Genomic DNA, 16861 nt, shown 5'->3' with positions numbered 1-16861 from the left:
GGACGGCCGGGGGACGCTGCGCCGGATGCTGCCCGAGGGCCGTCGTTTCCTGCTGCGCAGGAAAGGCGCGCTGATCAGGCTGGGCGGCTGGTCGCTGCTGGAGTCCGCGCAGACCTTCCTGGGCGGCTACTGCCTGGCGCGGGCGCTCGACCGGGGCTTTCTGGCAGGGGACACCCGGACGGGCCTGATGTGGCTGGCCGTCGCCGCGGCGGCGATCCTGGTCGGCGGACCGCTGGTGCGCGGGGTCTTCGCCCAACTGGCCGCGCTGGTGGAGCCGTTGCGCGACGCGCTGGTGCGCAGGGCGGTGAACCAGTATCTGCGCCGGGCGATGGCCGACCCGGCGCGTACCGACAGCGGCGCCGTCTCGCGGCTCACCCATCAGACGGAGATCGTCCGGGACAGCTTCGCCGGACTGGTGCTCACCGCGCGCTCCTTCGTCTTCACCGCCGTGGGAGCGCTGGCCGGGCTGCTGGCGCTGGCGCCCCAGCTCCTGCTGGTGGTCGTGGGTCCGCTGGCGCTGGGGCTGGCGCTGTTCCTCGCCACGCTGGCCCCGATGGCCGCCGCGCAGCGCGCCTTCCTGGACGCCGACGAGGCCGTCGCCGACCGGGCGGGCGCGCTCGGCGCGGGACTGCGGGACATCGCGGCCTGCGGTACGCGGGCGGAGGCGGCCGACCGTACGGAGAGACTGATCGCGGCCGGGGAGCGCACATCGCGCGTCCTGGCCCGCTGGGCGGCCGTGCGCGCGCTGGCGCTGGGTGTGGCCGGTCAACTGCCGGTGGTCGTGCTGCTGGTCGCCACCCCCTGGCTGCTGCGGCAGGGCATCACGGCCGGGGCGCTGATGGGGGCGCTGACCTATCTCGTACAGGCCCTGCTGCCCGCGCTGCACACGCTGATGACCGCCCTCGGCGCGGCCGGTACGCGGCTGCTGGTGGTGCTGGAGCGGTTCGAGGACGCGGCGCCGGACGCGCCCCTCATGAAGCCGCCAACGCCGGGGACGCCCGCGCCGGCCGTATCACCGACACCAGCGGTACCACCGGCACCAGTGACTCCAGCGGTGCACGCCGGGCCACCCGCGCCGAGACGGGGCGGTACGCGGCCGGATCCCCTCCCCCACCGCCCGCCCGTCCCTCCGGCGGCGGAGATCCGCTCCGTCACCCTCGCGTACGGGCCGGGCGCGCCGCCGGTCCTGGCCGGGCTGGACCTGGCTGTCGGGCCGGGCGAGCACATCGCGGTGGTGGGGCCGAGCGGCATCGGCAAGTCGACGCTCACCGGCGTCCTCGCGGGGCTGCTCGCGCCCGACCGGGGAACCGTCCTCCTGGCGGGAGAGCCGGTGGCCGGCCGGACGCCGTCCGAGCTGGCGGCGCTGCGGGTGCTGATCCCGCAGCAGGCGTACGTGTTCACGGGCACGGTGCGGGAGAACCTGCTCCAGCTGGCGCCAGGGGCGTCGCCGCCGGCTCTGGTCCGGGCCGTCGAGGCGCTGGGCATCGGCGAGCTGATCAGCAGGCTGGGCGGGCTGGACGCCCTGGTCGAGCCCGCCAGGCTGTCGCAGGGAGAGCGCCAGTCACTGGCGCTGTGCCGCGCCTATGTCTCCCCCGCCCCGCTGATGATCCTGGACGAGGCGACCTGCCATCTGGACCCGGTCGCGGAGGCCCGCGCGGAGCTGGCCCTCGCCGAGCGGCCGGGGACGCTGATCGTGGTCGCGCACCGGCTGTCGTCGGCGCGCAGGGCGGACCGTGTCCTCGTACTGGACGGGACCAGGCCCGCGTACGGGACGCACGACGAGTTGCTCACACGGTCGGCTCTCTACCGCGATCTGGTGGGGCACTGGCAGGGGGCCGGGGACCGGAGCGCCGCGGGCCCGGCAGGCTGAGCAGGGAGCGGCCGTGCGGGAGAGCGGTCGGCCGTCGCGACGGGCGCGTGTCCGGGCGGCGGGCGCGTGTCCGGGGCCGTCCGGGGCCGGGCGGTCCGGGCGGTTCACAGCCAGCCCGCGCCCTGTGAAATGCGTATGGCGTCCAAACGGTTCCGGCCGCCCACCTTCCGTATCGCGGCGGCCAGATAGTTGCGTATCGTGCCGTTGGACAGATGCAGTGATCTCGCGATTTCATCGATCGGGGCCCCCTCCGCGGCCAGCGCGAGGACGCTGAGTTCTCTCGGGGTCAGCGGCATCTTCGCCGCCTGGAGAAAATCGAATGCCAGTGCTTCATCGACGAATCGCTCGCCTCGCGCGACTTTGTGGATGCCTTCCACTAATCTCCCCGGCTCCCCGTCCTTGCTGACGTATCCGAGCGCACCCGCGTCAAAAGCTTTGCGCAAAGCTCCTGGTTTCCGTGAGCTTGCCAGGACCAGAAGGGCCGGATCGTAGCCCAGGTCATCGCGTGTGAGACCGGTCTCTTCCTCGTAGCCGGGAGAATCAAGACAGTCGATGTCGGCCACATAGACATGCGGGGGAACACCGTAGGCCCCGCGAAATGCCGTACGCCCCGACGCCGACGACACATCGAGAGTCGTCTCGGGACGGAGTAACGCCACCAGGGCCGAACGAAACAGACCCAGTTTGTGCACCACGAGAACTCTGATCATGCGCACCTCCTTATCGCCTTCACCTACCCACACACATGGTGGCCATTTACCTACACCGCGCCTACCTCAATGCCCGGCCCCATAAAGTGAGGAACACAACACCGGCAGCACGGGAGGCACTTCTCGCCACCGCGCGAGCCCCCGCGTACAGCAGTGCGCCACTGTGCGCCCCTGGCAGACGGGCCGTCCGTGCCTCTAGAGACGGGCGACGCAGGGGCGGCCCGCTCCGGGCGGGACAGGAGCGTCACCGGGCCTTCCGTGGCCCTTCCATATCCTCCGTTTACTCCGTTTCGCCGGAAAGGGAGGAAAATGGCAGCAGTGAGAGCTACAGGAGGCGGAAGATGACGACGAAGAACCGCTACACCCCGGACCGCGGTCTGACCACGCGCATGGTGACCACCATGTTCCTGATCGCGGCCTGCTGTACGTGGTCCTGATCGGGGTACTGCTGGCGGTGCTGAACCACGCGTGGCCGATCATCCTGATCTTCGCGGGCGGTCTGTTCATCGCGCAGTTCTGGTTCAGCGACAAGATCGCGGCCTTCAGCATGGGCGCGCGGGAGGTCACCCCCGAGGAGGCGCCCGAGCTGCACGGCGCCGTGGACCGCATCTGCGCCCTGGCCGACATGCCCAAGCCACGGGTGGCCATCGCCCAGAGCGATATCCCCAACGCGTTCGCCACCGGCAGGAGCGAGCGCAGCTCTCTCGTCTGCGCCACCACCGGGCTGCTGCGCCGGCTGGAGCCCGAGGAGCTGGAAGGCGTCCTCGCGCACGAGATGTCCCATGTCGCGCACCGCGATGTCGCGGTGATGACCATCGCCTCGTTCCTGGGCGTGCTCGCCGGCCTGATCACCCGGTTCGCGCTCTACAGCGGACTGGCGCGCGGCAGCAGGAACGCCGGCCCGGCCGGTATCGCGATCATGCTGATACCGCTGGTCAGCGCGGTGGTGTACGCGGTCGGCTTCCTGCTGACCCGGCTGCTCTCGCGCTACCGCGAGCTGTCCGCCGACCGCGCCGCCGCCCTGCTGACCGGCCGCCCCTCGGCCCTGGCCTCGGCCCTGACGAAGGTGAGCGGGCAGATGGCCCGGATCCCCACGGAGGACCTGCGCAAGGCCGAGCCGTACAACGCCTTCTTCTTCGTCCCGGCGTTCTCCTCGAAGGAGAGCCTGGGCCGGCTGCTCTCCTCGCACCCGACGCTCGAGCAGCGGCTGGACCAGCTTGCCCGGATCTCCGCCGACCTGGCCCGCCCGTAACCGTACGCAACCGCCTCCGCCTCCAGCTCCAACTCAAACTCCAGGTTTCCCGGACGCCGGACCGCCAGAGCGCCGGACGCCGCCACCCCCGCACAGTGAGGAGCCGGCCCTGTGGGCCTTCTCGACACCATCCTCGGCCGGAGCAAGCCCGTCCGGCCCGATCTCGACCAGCTGTTCTCGCTGCCGTCCGCGGCCCTCACCCTTGAGGCCGGCGCCGGGTACACGCCCACCGGCCTGGGATCCGTCTGCTTCGCGGGCGTCGAGGGCGGCGGATTCGCGCGGATCAGGCAGGACGTGCGGGAGCTGCTCGACGCGGACAAGGACCGCTCCGGGCCGCCCGTGACGTTCAGCCAGGACTCGTACGGCTACACCTGGCTCCTCGCCCAGCGGGCGCCGGACGACACGGCTGCCCTGGTCAACGACCTGCACGCGGTCAACACGCTGCTCCAGGACGGCGGCTTCGGGCCGCAGCTGCTCTGCTCCCTGATCGGCTTCCAGGACACGGAGCAGCGATCGCTGGCCCTCGTCTATCTCTACAAGCGCGGCAGTTTCTACCCCTTCGCGCCGCTGCCCGGTGACGCCGAGAAGCGCGACAGTCCACGAGAACTCCAGGTCAGGGCCGTACTCGGGGACGATCTGCGGATCGAACCCGACCTCGCCCGCTGGTTCCCGGTGTGGGGCGCCCCGGGGCTGTGACCGGCCGGGCGGCCGGGCGGGGCCTCAGCCGCGCGTTCCGGCGCGCAGCCCGTCGATGACGATGGCGAGCATGTGTGCGCCGCGTTCCTGCCAGTCGGGTCCGCCGCCGGCCTTCCACAGGAACGACACGAGCAGCAGGACCTCGTCGGCGTCGACGTCGGGCCGCAGCCGCCCGGCGGCCTTGCCTGCGGTGAGCAACTGATCCAGTGCGGCGATGACCGGCGCGTAGTACTGGCTGCCGAGGTCAGCGCGGGTGGCGGCCTCGATGGCCAGGGACGCTCCGTGCTTGATGCGGCCGTAGGCGGCGAGGCGGTCGAACCAGAGGCGCAGCGCCTCCAGCGGCTCGTGCTCTCCGAGCAGACGGGGTGCGGCGTCGATGAGTTCCTCGACGTCGTGCCGGTAGACGGCCAGCAGCAGGGCTTCGCGGTTCACGAAGTGCCGGTACATGGTCCCCTGGCCGACGCCTGCCGTCCTCGCGATCGACTGAAGGGTCGCGTCGGGGGTGCCGGTGAAGGCGGTGCGCGCGATCTCGATGATGCGTGCGCGGTTGCCCTCGGCGTCCGAACGCGTGGCGCGTTGACGGGGCTGCTCCACCTGGTGCTCCGATCCGGGCCGTGACGAGCCCGCTTGCCTATCCGGACACGTGTCCGTTACCGTCGAATCGTACCGGACACACGTCCGCTTATACGATTCCAGAACGGTGGTACCGCATGTCGGGCATCGAGGGCAAGGTCGTGGCGATCACCGGAGCGAGCAGCGGCATCGGCTCCGCCACCGCCCGGGCACTGGCGGAGGGCGGGGCGAAGCTCGTACTCGGGGCGCGCCGCGAGCAGCGGCTCGCCGACCTGGCCGGCGAACTCCGGAGCAAAGGCCACGACGTCGAGTTCAGGGCGGTCGACGTCCGGCGCCGCGAGGACACGGCCGACCTGGTGGCGCTCGCCCAGGACACCTTCGGCCGCCTGGACGTCCTGGTCGGCAACGCCGGGATCGGGCCGGTGTCCTTCCTCGACGACCTGCGGGTGGACGACTGGGACGCGATGATCGACGTCAACGTGAAGGGGCTCCTGCACGGCATCGCCGCGGCCCTCCCCGTCTTCCGGGGCCAGGGGCACGGCCAGTTCGTGCACACCCTGTCGACCTCCGCCTTCAAGACGGTCCCCGGGCAGGCGGTCTACTCGGCCTCCAAGGCCGCCGCCCGCGCACTCACCGACGGTCTGCGACAGGAGGCCGGCCCGTCGATCCGGGTCTCGATGGTCTCGCCGGGCTTCGTGGCCACCGACTTCCTCGGGTCCGTCCCGGACCCGGACCTGCGCGCGCGGATGAGCGAGACGATGGACGACATGGCGATCCCGCCCGAGGCGGTAGCCCGGGCCATCCGGTTCGCCATCGAACAGCCCGCCGACGTCGACATCAACGAAATCGTCATCCGCCCCACGGCGCAGGCCTGAACCCGCGCGGACGAAGGACGTCCTACCCGCCGAACATCAGCGGCGCGACCCCGCCGATCCCCGGCTCGACGGTGAAGACCGCGCCCGCCGCCGGGTCCTCGCCGTCCGGTACGTCCTGGCGGGAGGTCGTGATGAACAGCCGCCCGTAGTCGTCGCCACCGAACGCACAGGCGCTGACCTGGCGGGCGTCGACCTCGACCACCTCGTCCAGCGTGCCGTCCTCGGCGTACCTGCGTACCGCCGAGCCGCCCCACAGGGCGACCCAGACGCCGCCCCGGGCGTCGAGCGTGATGCCGTCGGGGGCGCCGTCGGCCGGGTCGATGGTGACCCAGGGCTCGGGGGTGGAGAAGCGGCCGGCCTCCGGGTCGACCGTGACGCGGGCGATCGACTGGGTGGGGGTGTCGACGTAGTACGCGAAGGTGCCGTCCGGGGCCCAGGCGAGGCCGTTGGAGATGGTCACTCCGGTGTGGACGACGGAGACGGCGCCGCCCGGGGTCAGCCGGTACACGGAGCCGGCGCCGGGGCGCGCGTCGTAGGCCATCGTGCCGCAGTAGAAGTTGCCGGCCGGGTCGCAGCCGCCCTCGTTCATCCGGATCGAGCCGTCGGTCCACAGCTCCTCCCCGGCGCTGACCGTGCCGTCCGCCGCGATCAGCGCGAAGCCCCGCTCGACGGCCGCCACGACGCCGCCGGACGCCCGGGGCCGCCAGGCCGCCGCGACGTCGCCGAGGTGCTGCCGTACGTACGCGCCCCCGGCGTCGAAGGCCAGGAGGTCCCCGGCCAGCATGTCGACGATCCTCAGCTGTCCCGTGTGCGGGTCCCAGCCGGGCCCCTCGCCGTGATGGGTGACGACTCCGGTCCAGTCCTCCGCGCGCATGCCCGCCCCTCTCGCAGAACCACATCGATGATCACCGCATGCTAAGCGCAGCCACGTACTTGACACGAGGGTATCGAAAGTCGTTACTATCGATTACCGATAACAACGACTTTCGATACGAGGCTGTCATGAACACGTCCCCCTGGTACCGGGTCGAGTGGGATCGCGGCGACAACACCGCCCTGCGTGTCGTCCTCGGCGTGGGCGCGGCCCTGGTGGCCGGATTCGCCGTACTGAGCCCGCTGCTGGGGGTGTTGGGGGTGACCGGCCAGGACGGCGCCGGGCGGACCGTACCGCTGCGCGGCGCCGCGACGGTCGCGGGCTCGGGCGGCGGCGACGGGATCGCGCTGAACGGCACCAGCCAGGGGGAAGTGACCTTCGCCCACCCGGACCTGGCCCAGCGCGCGCTGCTCGCGCTGCCCGAATTCTTCAGCGGTGTGCTGCTGCTGATCGTGGCGTATCTGCTGTACCGGATCGTGCGGACGCTCGCGGCCGGCGACCCCTTCGTACCGGACAACGCGCGACGGGTACGGGCGATCGCGGTGACGGTGCTGGGGCTCGCGATCCTGCGTCCGCTGCTCGACATGATCACCACCGGGCAGCTGGTGCTGGGCACGGCGGTCGAGGACCAGGTGTCCGTCGAGGCGACGTTCAGCTCCGGGCCCGTCCTGCTCGGGCTGCTGATCGCCGCGCTCGCCGAAGTGTTCCGGCGCGGCACCCAGCTGCGCGCGGACGCCGAGGGACTGGTCTGATGCCGCCGGAGGACGAGCACCGTGTCGTGGTCCATCTGGACCGGCTGCTCGCCGAGCGCGGCATGACCCTGACCGAGCTGGCGGGACGGGTCGGTGTGACCGTCGTCAATCTCTCGATCCTGAAGAACGGCCGGGCCAAGGCGATCCGGTTCTCCACGCTCAGCGCGATCTGCCAGGCACTCGACTGCGGCCCCGGCGACCTGCTGAGCAACGGCCCCGTGCCGCCGGCCGAGCGGCGCTGAAGGTCCGCCCGCGCGGGCGCGTGCACATGCACGGCGTACGCGGGGACGTCAGCCCGCCGGCTCCGGCGGCGGCGCCGTGCTCTCGCGGATCACCATCCGGGTGGGGACGAGCGTGGTGCCGGGCTCCTCGGTGTGTTCCCGGATCTGGCGCAGCGCGCCCTCGACGCACCGCCGTCCCACCTCGGCGAAGTCCTGGCGGACGGTGGTCAGCGGCGGCAGGTACGAGCCGGCGTCCGGGATGTCGTCGAAGCCGACCACACTGACCCGGCCGGGGACCGTAAGGCCCGACTCGTGCAGCGCCCGCAGCAGACCGAGCGCCATCTGGTCGTTGGCCGCGAACACCGCCGTACAGCCCGGCTCCCGGGCCAGCCTCAGCCCGGCGCGGTATCCCGACTCGGCCGACCAGTCGCCGCGCAGCAGCGGCGGCACCTCGCGGCCGGCCGCGCGCAGGGTGGCCCGCCAGGCGTCGGCGCGGTGCTGTGCGGCGAACGACTCCTCGGGACCGGCCAGATGCCAGACCGTGGTGTGCCCCAGCTCCAGCAGATGCCGCACCGCCTCCCGGGCGCCGCCCGCCTGGTCGGTGTCGACCACGCTGTAGCGGTCGCCCGCGTTGGAGTCCACGACCACGACGCCCACGTCGGGCGGCAGCGAGACCGTGGCGGCGTCCAGCAGGTGAACCTCCATGATCACGATGATGGCATCGACGGCCAGCTCGCCCAACCGCGTGAAGGCGCCCCGCACTTGGTCCTGGGTGGGGATGGCGACCGGCAGCAGTGTGGTGGCGTATCCCTGCTGCGCCGCCGAGGTGGCGATCGCCTCCAGTGTGCGGACGTTGCCGGTGGTCGAGAGGGTGAACAGGATGATGCCGATGGTGCGGAACTCACCGCGCTTGAGCGCGCGGGCCGCGCTGTTGGGCCGGTAGCCCAACTCCTTCATCGCGGCCAGAACTTGCTCCCGGGTCTTCTCCACCACGCCCTGGTGGCCGTTGGACACCCGGGAGACCGTCTGCGAGGAGACGCCGGCGCGCCGGGCGACGTCCGCCATGGACACTCTGCGACGGCGCGGCGGTCCGCCGGCCGGGCGGTCCGCCTCGGCCGTCCCGGGGCCGGCCGCTCCGGCCTGCGACGACCGGTCGTCCGGCTCCGCGCTGTCCACGATGTCCTCCACCCGCACTCTCACGCTCCGCGGTCGACGCCGCTTCGGGGCAAAACTGACCCCGCCATGAATCTTGACGCCCTCAGGCACCCAATGTAAGCATCCCATCAACAGATGTTTACGTAAACATGTCGCCCGTGGCCACGTCGGGGCATGGCCTGTTCACGTACGTTTCCATCCGGCTGCCGGGTGCCGGGTGCCCGAGGACGACCAGCGAGGAACAAAGTCATGACGGCATTGTCACCGCCTTCCACAGCGGGACACCCCGCCCCGCCACGGGGCCCTCGACGCAGGCGGGCCCTGATCGGCTGGGGCTTCATCGGACCGTTCATGGCGGTCTTCGCCCTCGTCTTCCTGGCCCCGATCTGCTACTCGATCTATCTGAGTCTCTTCCGCACCCAACTCGTCGGCGGCACCTCGTTCGTCGGGTTCGACAACTACCAGCGGGCGCTGGAGGACCCGAACTTCTGGTCCGCGCTGGGCCGGGTGACCCTCTTCCTGGCCGTCCAGGTACCGGTGATGCTCGGGATCGCGCTGCTGGTCGCGCTGGCCATCGACAGCGGCCGGCTCTACGGCAAGAACTTCTTCCGGATCGCGATCTTCCTGCCGTACGCCGTGCCCGCCGTGGTCGCCGCCCTGATGTGGGGCTTCATGTACGGCACCCGCTTCGGCCTCGTCGGCAACATCAACGACGCCTTCGGGGTGTCGCTGCCCGACCCGCTCTCCGCCGGCCTGGTGCTCGCCTCCATCGGCAACATCGTGACCTGGGAGTTCGTCGGCTACAACATGCTGATCTTCTACTCGGCGCTCCGGGTGATCCCGCACTCGCTCTACGAGGCCGCGGAGATCGACGGCGCGGGACAGCTCCGGATCATCAGCGCGATCAAGCTCCCCGCCATCCGGGGCGCGCTGGTCATCGCCACCATCTTCTCGATCATCGGCAGCTTCCAGCTCTTCAACGAGCCGAGCATCCTCAAGAACCTGGCGCCCAACACGATCACCACGGACTTCACGCCGAACTTCTACACCTACTCGCTGGCCTTCTCCGGCCAGCAGCACAACTACGCGGCCACGGTCGCGATCATCATGGGCATCTTCACCATGATCATCGCCTATGCCGTCCAGCTCCGCGGCATGCGAAAGGAAGCGTGACGATGGGAGCCACCGCCCCGGCCACCGCCACCCCGGGCGAGGACCGCGCGCCACGCCCCGTCACCGGGCTGCGCACCCCCCGCCCCGGACGACGGCACAGTGTCAACCGCCCGCGCCGCAGTGTGCTGCTCACCGTGCTGACCGGTCTGGTGCTGGTCTACGCCCTGGTGCCACTCGTCTGGCTCGTCATCAACTCGACCAAGACCCAGAGCGGTCTGCTCAGCTCCTCCGGACTCTGGTTCGACAGCGACTTCGCGTTCTTCCGCAATATCGCGGACACCCTCACCTACAACGACGGTGTGTTCGTCCGCTGGCTGTTCAACACACTGCTCTACGTGGTGGTGGGAGCCGGCGGCGCGACGTTTCTCGCGGTGCTCGGCGGCTACGCGCTCGCCAAGTTCCAGTTCCCCGGCAAGCGCGGCATCTTCGCGGTGGTGATCGGCGCCGTCGCCGTCCCCGGTACGGCGCTGGCGGTCCCCACCTTCCTGATGTTCAGCAAGATGGGGCTGACCGACACCCCCTGGGCGGTGATCATCCCCTCGCTGATCTCCCCGTTCGGCCTCTATCTGATGTGGGTCTTCGCCGCCGAGGCGATCCCCACCGAGCTGCTGGAGGCCGCCAGGATCGACGGCGCCAGCGAGATCCGTACCTTCTTCACGGTGAGCCTGCCGCTGCTGGCCCCCGGCATCGTCACAGTGCTGCTGTTCACCATGGTCGCGACCTGGAACAACTACTTCCTGCCGCTGATCATGCTCAAGAACCCGGACTGGTACCCGCTCACCCTGGGGCTCAACTCCTGGAACGCCCAGGCCCAGACCAACGGCGGCGAGGCCATCTTCAACCTGGTGATCACCGGTTCCCTGCTCACCATCGTGCCCCTGATCGCCGCGTTCCTGCTGCTCCAGCGGTACTGGCAGTCCGGTCTCGCCGCCGGAAGCGTCAAGGAGTGAGCCGCTCGCGCATCGCCCGGTGCGGATGATCCCCCGCGTTTTCCCCAGCTGTTCGGTAGTTCTCTGACAACGAAGTGAGATGACTCTGATGTACAACACAGCGCGCCGCCGCACCGTGCGCGGTGCCGGTCTGGCCTCCGTACTCGCCCTCGCCCTCACCCTGACGGCGTGCGGTGGGTCCTCCGACGACAGCGGCTCCGACTCGGGGAGCGCCGACGACGTCAAGACGGCCCTCGAAAAGGGCGGCAGCCTCACGGTCTGGACCTGGGACTCCACCATGCCCAAGGTCGCGAAGGACTTCGAGGCCGCGCACCCGAAGGTGAAGGTCAAGGTCGTCAACGCGGGTACCTCGAAGGAGGAGTACACCGCTCTCCAGAACGCGATCGCGGCGGGCAAGGGCGTCCCCGACGTCGCGCAGATCGAGTACTTCGCGCTGGGCCAGTTCTCCCTCGCCAAGTCCGTCGCCGACCTCTCGAAGTACGGTGCTGACAAGCTGGGCGACTCCTTCTCGCCGGGCCCGTGGAACGCGGTCAAGTCCGGCGAAGCGGTCTACGGACTGCCGGTGGACTCCGGCCCGATGGCGCTGTATTACAACAAGAAGGTCTTCGACAAGTACAAGATCGCTGTTCCGGCCACCTGGGACGAGTACGTGACGGCGGCCGAGAAGCTGCACAAGGCCGACCCGAAGGCCTACATCACCGCCGACACCGGCGAGGCGGGCTTCGCCACCAGCCTGATCTGGCAGGCCGGCGGCCACCCGTACACGGTGGACGGCACCAATGTGGGCATCGACTTCACCGACCCGGGCAGTGCCACGTTCGCCAAGACCTGGCAGAAGCTGATCGACGGCAAGCTGCTGGCGCCCGTCACTTCCTGGACCGACGAGTGGTTCAAGGGGCTGGCCGACGGCACCATCGCCACGCTGGCCACCGGCGCCTGGATGCCCACCAACCTCACGACCGGCGCGCCCGCCGCGGCCGGTGACTGGCGCGTGGCCCCGCTGCCGCAGTGGAAGGCGGGCGAGAAGTCGAGCGCGGAGAGCGGCGGCAGCTCGCTGGCCGTACCCGCCGCGGGCAAGAACAAGGCGCTCGCCTACGCGTTCACCGAGTACGCCGCCGCCGGTGCGGGCGTCAAGTCCCGGGTGAAGGACGGCGCGTACCCCGCGACCACCGCCGACATGACGTCCAAGGAGTTCCTGGACACGAAGTTCGACTACTTCGGCGGTCAGGAGATCAACAAGGTCTTCGCCCAGTCGGCGTCCGAGGTCGCGCCCGACTGGTCGTACCTGCCCTTCCAGGTCTACGCGAACTCCATCTTCAACGACACCGTCGGCAAGGCGTACGTCTCCGGCACCACGTTGAGCGAGGGTCTCGCCGCCTGGCAGAAGCAGTCCCGCGACTACGGCTCGGAACAGGGCTTCACCGTCAAGTAACGCCGGCCGTCCGGACGGTGACGGATGGCGGCGCCTTCGCCACCCGTCACCGTCCGGTGCCCGCGGCCCACCGGGCCGCGTATCCACCGGCTCGATATCTCCCCGAGGAGCAAGATGACCCGCGTCCCGTCGCCCCGCTGGCTGCGCCGGCCCCACGACGACCGCACACCGCGGTTCGCGTACGGCGCCGACTACAACCCGGAGCAGTGGCCGCGCGAGGTGTGGCCCGAGGACATCCGGCTGATGCGCGAAGCCGGGGTGAACATCGTGTCCCTCGCCATCTTCTCCTGGGCCCGGATCCAGCCCGCCCCCGACAGCTGGGACTTCGGCTGGCTGGACGAGATCATGGACCTGCTGCACGAGGGCGGCATCGCGGTGGATCTGGCGACCGCGACCGCCTCCCCGCCGCCGTGGCTGACCACGCTCCACCCGGAGATCCTGCCGGTCACCGCGTCCGGCGAGACGGTGTGGCCCGGCGCCCGCCAGCACTGGCGGCCCACCTCCCCGGTCTTCCGTACGTACGCGCTGCGGCTCGCGGAGAAGATGGCCGAGCGGTACGGGAACCACCCCGCGCTCACCGCCTGGCACATCTCCAACGAGCTGGGCTGCCACAACGTCTACGACTACTCCGACGACGCGGCCCGCGCCTTCCGCACCTGGCTGAGCGACCGCTACGGCTCGGTCGAGGTCCTCAACCACGCCTGGGGAACCGCCTTCTGGTCGCAGCGGTATACGGAGTGGGACCAGATCCTGCCGCCCCGGCTGGCCGCCTCGCACCCCAATCCGACCCAGCAGCTCGACTTCAAGCGGTTCTCCTCGGACGCCCTCAAGGACTATCTGCGGGCCGAGCGCGACCTGCTGTACCGGCTGACCCCCGACACCCCGGTGACCACCAACTTCATGGTGATGGGCGAGACCAAGGGGATGCACTACGCCGACTGGGCCCGCGAGGTGGACTTCATCTCCAACGACCACTACACCCTGCCCGGACCGCAGCGCCTCGACGAACTGTCGTTCTCCGCGAACCTCACGGGTTCGATAGCCGGCGGACGCCCCTGGTTCCTGATGGAGCACTCCACCAGCGCGGTGAACTGGCAGCCGGTCAACGTGGCCAAGAGAGAAGGAGAGTTGGCGCGCGACGCGCTGCTCCATGTGGCGCACGGGGCCGACGCCGTCTGCTACTTCCAGTGGCGCCAGTCGGCGGCGGGCGCCGAGAAGTACCACTCGGCGATGGTCCCGCACGCCGGTCCCGACAGCGAGGTGTTCCGCTCGGTGGCCGCCCTCGGCGGTCTGCTGGGCGAGCTGTCCGAGGTGGCGGGCTCCCACGCGCGGCCCGCGCGCGCGGCCATCCTCTTCGACTGGGAGTCGTGGTGGGCCAGCGAACAGGACTCCCACCCGACCTCCCTGCTGCGCTACCGCCAGGAGGCGCTGGACTGGTACTCGGCCTTCCTGGCCCTGGGGGTACGGGCCGATGTCATCCACCGGGGCGCCCCGTTGGACGGCTACGACCTGGTGGTGGCGCCGGTGCTGCACGTGGTGCCGCGCGATCTCGCCAAGGAGCTGACCGGCTACGTCGAGGGCGGGGGCCATCTGGTCACCACGTACTTCTCCGGCGTGGTGGACGAGAACGACCACGCCTGGCTGGGCGGCTACCCGGGCGCCCTGCGGGAGCTGCTCGGCATCCGGATCGAGGAGTTCGGGCCGCTGCTCGACGGGCAGGACGTCACGCTCGACGACGGTTCCACGGGCACGCTGTGGACCGACCGGATCGCCGTCACGGACGACGCCGTCGAGGTGCTCGCCTCGTACCGTACGGGCGACCAGTCGGGCCGGCCCGCGATCACCCGGCGCGCGGTGGGCGGCGGGTCCGCCGCGTATGTCTCCACCAGGCTCGGCGCCGAGGGGCTGCGGGGTGTGCTCGCGCGGCTGCTCGGGCGGGCCGGGGTGGCCAGTGAACTGCCCGGGGCCGCGCGCGGCCGGGTGGAGCTGGTGGTCAGGGGCGCCGGCGACACCACGTACGCGTTCCTCGTCAACCGCACCGACGAGCCCGTCGAACTGGACGGCTTCGCCGGCACGTTGCTCGCCGGGACGGCGGGCAGCGCGCGCGATGACGCCGAGGGGCCGATCGTCCTCGGACCGCGCGGCGTGGCGGTGGTACGCCGCTGAGGTCCGCGCCGGACCGGCGCGGGAAGGCACGGGAGGGGGGTTCCTCACCAGGCACAGGCACGTCTGCGGTTCTGTCCCGATGACGCGACACGGACAAGGGAATACCTCACGATGAAGAGACCACGTACCTTCCGGTATCCGGCGGCGGCGCTGGCCGTCGTCCTCGCCGCCGGCGGTGTGCTGGCCGGCGGTCCGCAGGCCGGGACCGCCTCGGCCGTCCCGGCCGCCTCCACCGTCACCGTACGGCCCGACCCCTCCTACCAGGGGGACGCGTTCGAGGGCTGGGGAACCAGCCTCGTCTGGTTCGCCAACGCGACCGGCGGCTACCCGGCGGAGATACGCGAGAAGCTGGCGAAGCTGGTCTTCGGCGACGACGGGCTGGCCCTCAACATCGCCCGGTACAACATCGGCGGTGGCAACGCCCCCGACGTCAAGGACTATCTGCGCGCGGGCGGCGCGGTCGAGGGCTGGTGGCAGGCGCCCGAGGGCACCACCCGCGAGGACCGCGACTGGTGGTCGGCGCGCGACCCCGCCCACTGGAACGCCAACGCCGACGCCACCCAGCGCTGGTGGGTGAACCGGATCAAGAAGGACGTCACCCACTGGGAGGCGTTCTCCAACTCGCCGCCCTGGTTCATGACGGAGAGCGGCTACGTCTCCGGCAACTTCCAGGCCGGACAGGACCAGTTGCGCACCGACAGGGTGGACGACTTCGCCGCCTATCTGACCGGCGCGGTGGAGCGGCTGGAGAAGTCGAGCCGGATCAAGGTCGACACCATCGACCCGTTCAACGAGCCCAACACCTCCTACTGGGGCACCACGCTCGGCCCGGACGGCGAGCCGGTGGGCGGCAGGCAGGAGGGCGCGCACATCGGCCCCGAACGCCAGCAGCAGGTCATCAGGGCGCTGGCCGAGAAGCTCGGCACGTCGAAGACGGACGCCGTGATCTCCGCCATGGACGAGACGAACCCGACCACGTTCGCCCGTAACTGGGAGTCCTACCCGCAGGACGTACGCGACCTGGTCGCGCAGCTCAACGTCCACACCTACGGCACCGGCGGCAGGACCACCGCGCGCGACATCGCCAAGGGCGCCGACAAGCCGCTGTGGATGAGCGAGGTCGACGGCGACTGGGGCGACGGCCAGGACTTCACCAGCATGAAGCCGGGGCTGGGGCTGGCCAGGCACATCGTGGACGATCTGCGTGAACTGGAGCCCACCGCCTGGCTGTTCTGGCAGCCGGTGGAGGACTACGACAACATGAAGCCGGGCGGCGAGTCCGCGAAGGGCGGCAACTGGGGCTCCATCCAGGTGCCGTTCAGCTGCACGGCGAAGGACACCCTCAAGAGCTGCCCCGTCCTGACGAACACCAAGTTCGACACCGCGCGGAACTTCACGCACTTCATCCGTCCCGGTGACCGGCTGGTCCGGGTCGACGACACCGCCAGCGCGGCGGCCGTCTCCGCCTCCGGGCGCGAGGCCACCGTCGTCCACGTCAATGACACCGACAGCGCCCGCGACATCGCCCTCGACCTCTCCGGCTTCGCCAAGGTGGCCGGGGGCGCGAAGGTGACACCGGTCGTCACGGACGCCTCGGGCGCACTGGTCAAGCGGGCTCCGGTCGCCGTGTCGAAGGGCGGTGCGACCGTCACCGTACCGGCCCGGTCGGTGACCACCCTGCGGATCTCGGGCGTGTCCGGCGTCGCGAAGGACACCGCGCCGATCCAGCGGGGTCACACGTACGGGCTGACCGGCGTGGGCAGCGGCAAGGCGCTCGGCGTCTCCGACGACGCCACGGGCACCGTGATCCGTACCGGCGACGCGGCCGACGCCGGTCAGCGGTGGCGCGTCGAGAAGGTGACGAAGGGGACCGGCGACCGGGAGCGCTATGTGCTGCGCAACCCGGCCGAGGGCAGCCGGCTGGCGGTCGGCGCCGGTACGGCGGTGCTGGAGAAGGACCGGGGGAAGCCGGGCCTCGGCGCCCAGTGGATCCTGTCCACCACCGGCGACGGGACCTACACCTTCGTCAACGCCGCGAGCGGTGAGCTGCTGGAGGTCGCGGGGCAGTCGTCCGCCGAGGGCGCCCGGGTCTCGGTCTGGAAGCCCAACTCCGGTACGAACCAGCGCTGGAGGGTCACCGATCTGACCTAGCGCAACCCGTG

Annotated in this window: 14 protein-coding genes and 1 pseudogene; 11 read left to right on the top strand and 4 right to left on the bottom strand. The window is 70.7% G+C overall.

The features are described 5' to 3' along the window. Positions 1–25 precede the first annotated feature (25 nt). Complete coding sequence (locus OG627_RS31945; RefSeq protein ID WP_329073121.1) at positions 26–1870, top strand: ABC transporter ATP-binding protein; 1845 nt, start codon at positions 26–28, stop codon at positions 1868–1870. Between the two features lie 104 nt (positions 1871–1974). On the opposite strand, the gene OG627_RS31940 is transcribed toward OG627_RS31945, so the two are convergent. Beyond that, positions 1975–2580 (bottom strand): response regulator transcription factor, encoded by a 606-nt coding sequence (locus OG627_RS31940; protein WP_329071093.1) that lies wholly within the window; start codon positions 2578–2580, stop codon positions 1975–1977. Positions 2581–2969: 389 nt separating this feature from the next. Between OG627_RS31940 and htpX the strand changes: the two are divergent. Next, a pseudogene (gene htpX / locus OG627_RS31935) lies at positions 2970–3832 on the top strand (zinc metalloprotease HtpX). A gap of 111 nt (positions 3833–3943) precedes the next feature. Continuing rightward, on the top strand, positions 3944–4528 hold the full coding sequence (pspAB, locus tag OG627_RS31930; protein ID WP_329071092.1) for a PspA-associated protein PspAB: 585 nt from the start codon (positions 3944–3946) through the stop codon (positions 4526–4528). A gap of 24 nt (positions 4529–4552) precedes the next feature. On the opposite strand, the gene OG627_RS31925 is transcribed toward pspAB, so the two are convergent. Next, positions 4553–5122 (bottom strand): TetR/AcrR family transcriptional regulator, encoded by a 570-nt coding sequence (locus OG627_RS31925; protein WP_329071090.1) that lies wholly within the window; start codon positions 5120–5122, stop codon positions 4553–4555. A gap of 116 nt (positions 5123–5238) precedes the next feature. Between OG627_RS31925 and OG627_RS31920 the strand changes: the two genes are divergently transcribed. Further along, positions 5239–5976 carry an SDR family oxidoreductase gene (locus OG627_RS31920; protein ID WP_329071088.1) on the top strand — a complete coding sequence of 246 codons (738 nt, stop codon included), beginning with the start codon at positions 5239–5241 and terminating at the stop codon, positions 5974–5976. 22 nt (positions 5977–5998) lie between these two features. On the opposite strand, the gene OG627_RS31915 is transcribed toward OG627_RS31920, so the two are convergent. Further along, a complete protein-coding gene (locus OG627_RS31915; protein WP_329071086.1) occupies positions 5999–6850 on the bottom strand; it encodes an SMP-30/gluconolactonase/LRE family protein in 852 nt (283 codons plus the stop codon). Positions 6851–6978: 128 nt separating this feature from the next. Between OG627_RS31915 and OG627_RS31910 the strand changes: the two genes are divergently transcribed. Beyond that, on the top strand, positions 6979–7602 hold the full coding sequence (locus OG627_RS31910) for a DUF2975 domain-containing protein (RefSeq protein WP_329071085.1): 624 nt from the start codon (positions 6979–6981) through the stop codon (positions 7600–7602). Further along, on the top strand, positions 7602–7844 hold the full coding sequence (locus OG627_RS31905) for a helix-turn-helix domain-containing protein (protein ID WP_329071083.1): 243 nt from the start codon (positions 7602–7604) through the stop codon (positions 7842–7844). Before OG627_RS31910 ends, OG627_RS31905 begins: the two co-directional genes overlap by 1 nt. A gap of 48 nt (positions 7845–7892) precedes the next feature. On the opposite strand, the gene OG627_RS31900 is transcribed toward OG627_RS31905, so the two are convergent. Next, on the bottom strand, positions 7893–8888 hold the full coding sequence (locus tag OG627_RS31900; protein ID WP_329073120.1) for a LacI family DNA-binding transcriptional regulator: 996 nt from the start codon (positions 8886–8888) through the stop codon (positions 7893–7895). Between the two features lie 339 nt (positions 8889–9227). Between OG627_RS31900 and OG627_RS31895 the strand changes: the two genes are divergently transcribed. The 5 genes from OG627_RS31895 (at position 9228) to OG627_RS31875 (ending at position 16850) form a co-directional block, all read left to right on the top strand. After that, the gene (locus OG627_RS31895) at positions 9228–10151 is read left to right on the top strand and encodes a carbohydrate ABC transporter permease (RefSeq protein WP_329071081.1); all 924 of its coding nucleotides are present in this window, start codon (positions 9228–9230) and stop codon (positions 10149–10151) included. A 2-nt stretch (positions 10152–10153) separates the two neighbouring features. Further along, the gene (locus tag OG627_RS31890; RefSeq protein WP_329071080.1) at positions 10154–11101 is read left to right on the top strand and encodes a carbohydrate ABC transporter permease; all 948 of its coding nucleotides are present in this window, start codon (positions 10154–10156) and stop codon (positions 11099–11101) included. A gap of 88 nt (positions 11102–11189) precedes the next feature. Beyond that, positions 11190–12533 (top strand): ABC transporter substrate-binding protein, encoded by a 1344-nt coding sequence (locus tag OG627_RS31885; protein WP_329071078.1) that lies wholly within the window; start codon positions 11190–11192, stop codon positions 12531–12533. A 114-nt stretch (positions 12534–12647) separates the two neighbouring features. Next, positions 12648–14699 carry a beta-galactosidase gene (locus OG627_RS31880; RefSeq protein WP_329071076.1) on the top strand — a complete coding sequence of 684 codons (2052 nt, stop codon included), beginning with the start codon at positions 12648–12650 and terminating at the stop codon, positions 14697–14699. Between the two features lie 111 nt (positions 14700–14810). Next, positions 14811–16850 (top strand): RICIN domain-containing protein, encoded by a 2040-nt coding sequence (locus OG627_RS31875; protein ID WP_329071075.1) that lies wholly within the window; start codon positions 14811–14813, stop codon positions 16848–16850. The last annotated feature ends 11 nt before the right edge of the window (positions 16851–16861 follow it).

Origin of the sequence: Streptomyces sp. NBC_01429 (genome assembly GCF_036231945.1) — a bacterium.
Classification (GTDB): Bacteria; Actinomycetota; Actinomycetes; order Streptomycetales; family Streptomycetaceae; genus Streptomyces.
Note: the sequence above shows the minus strand (reverse complement) of the source record. Positions and strands in the feature narration are given on the sequence as shown.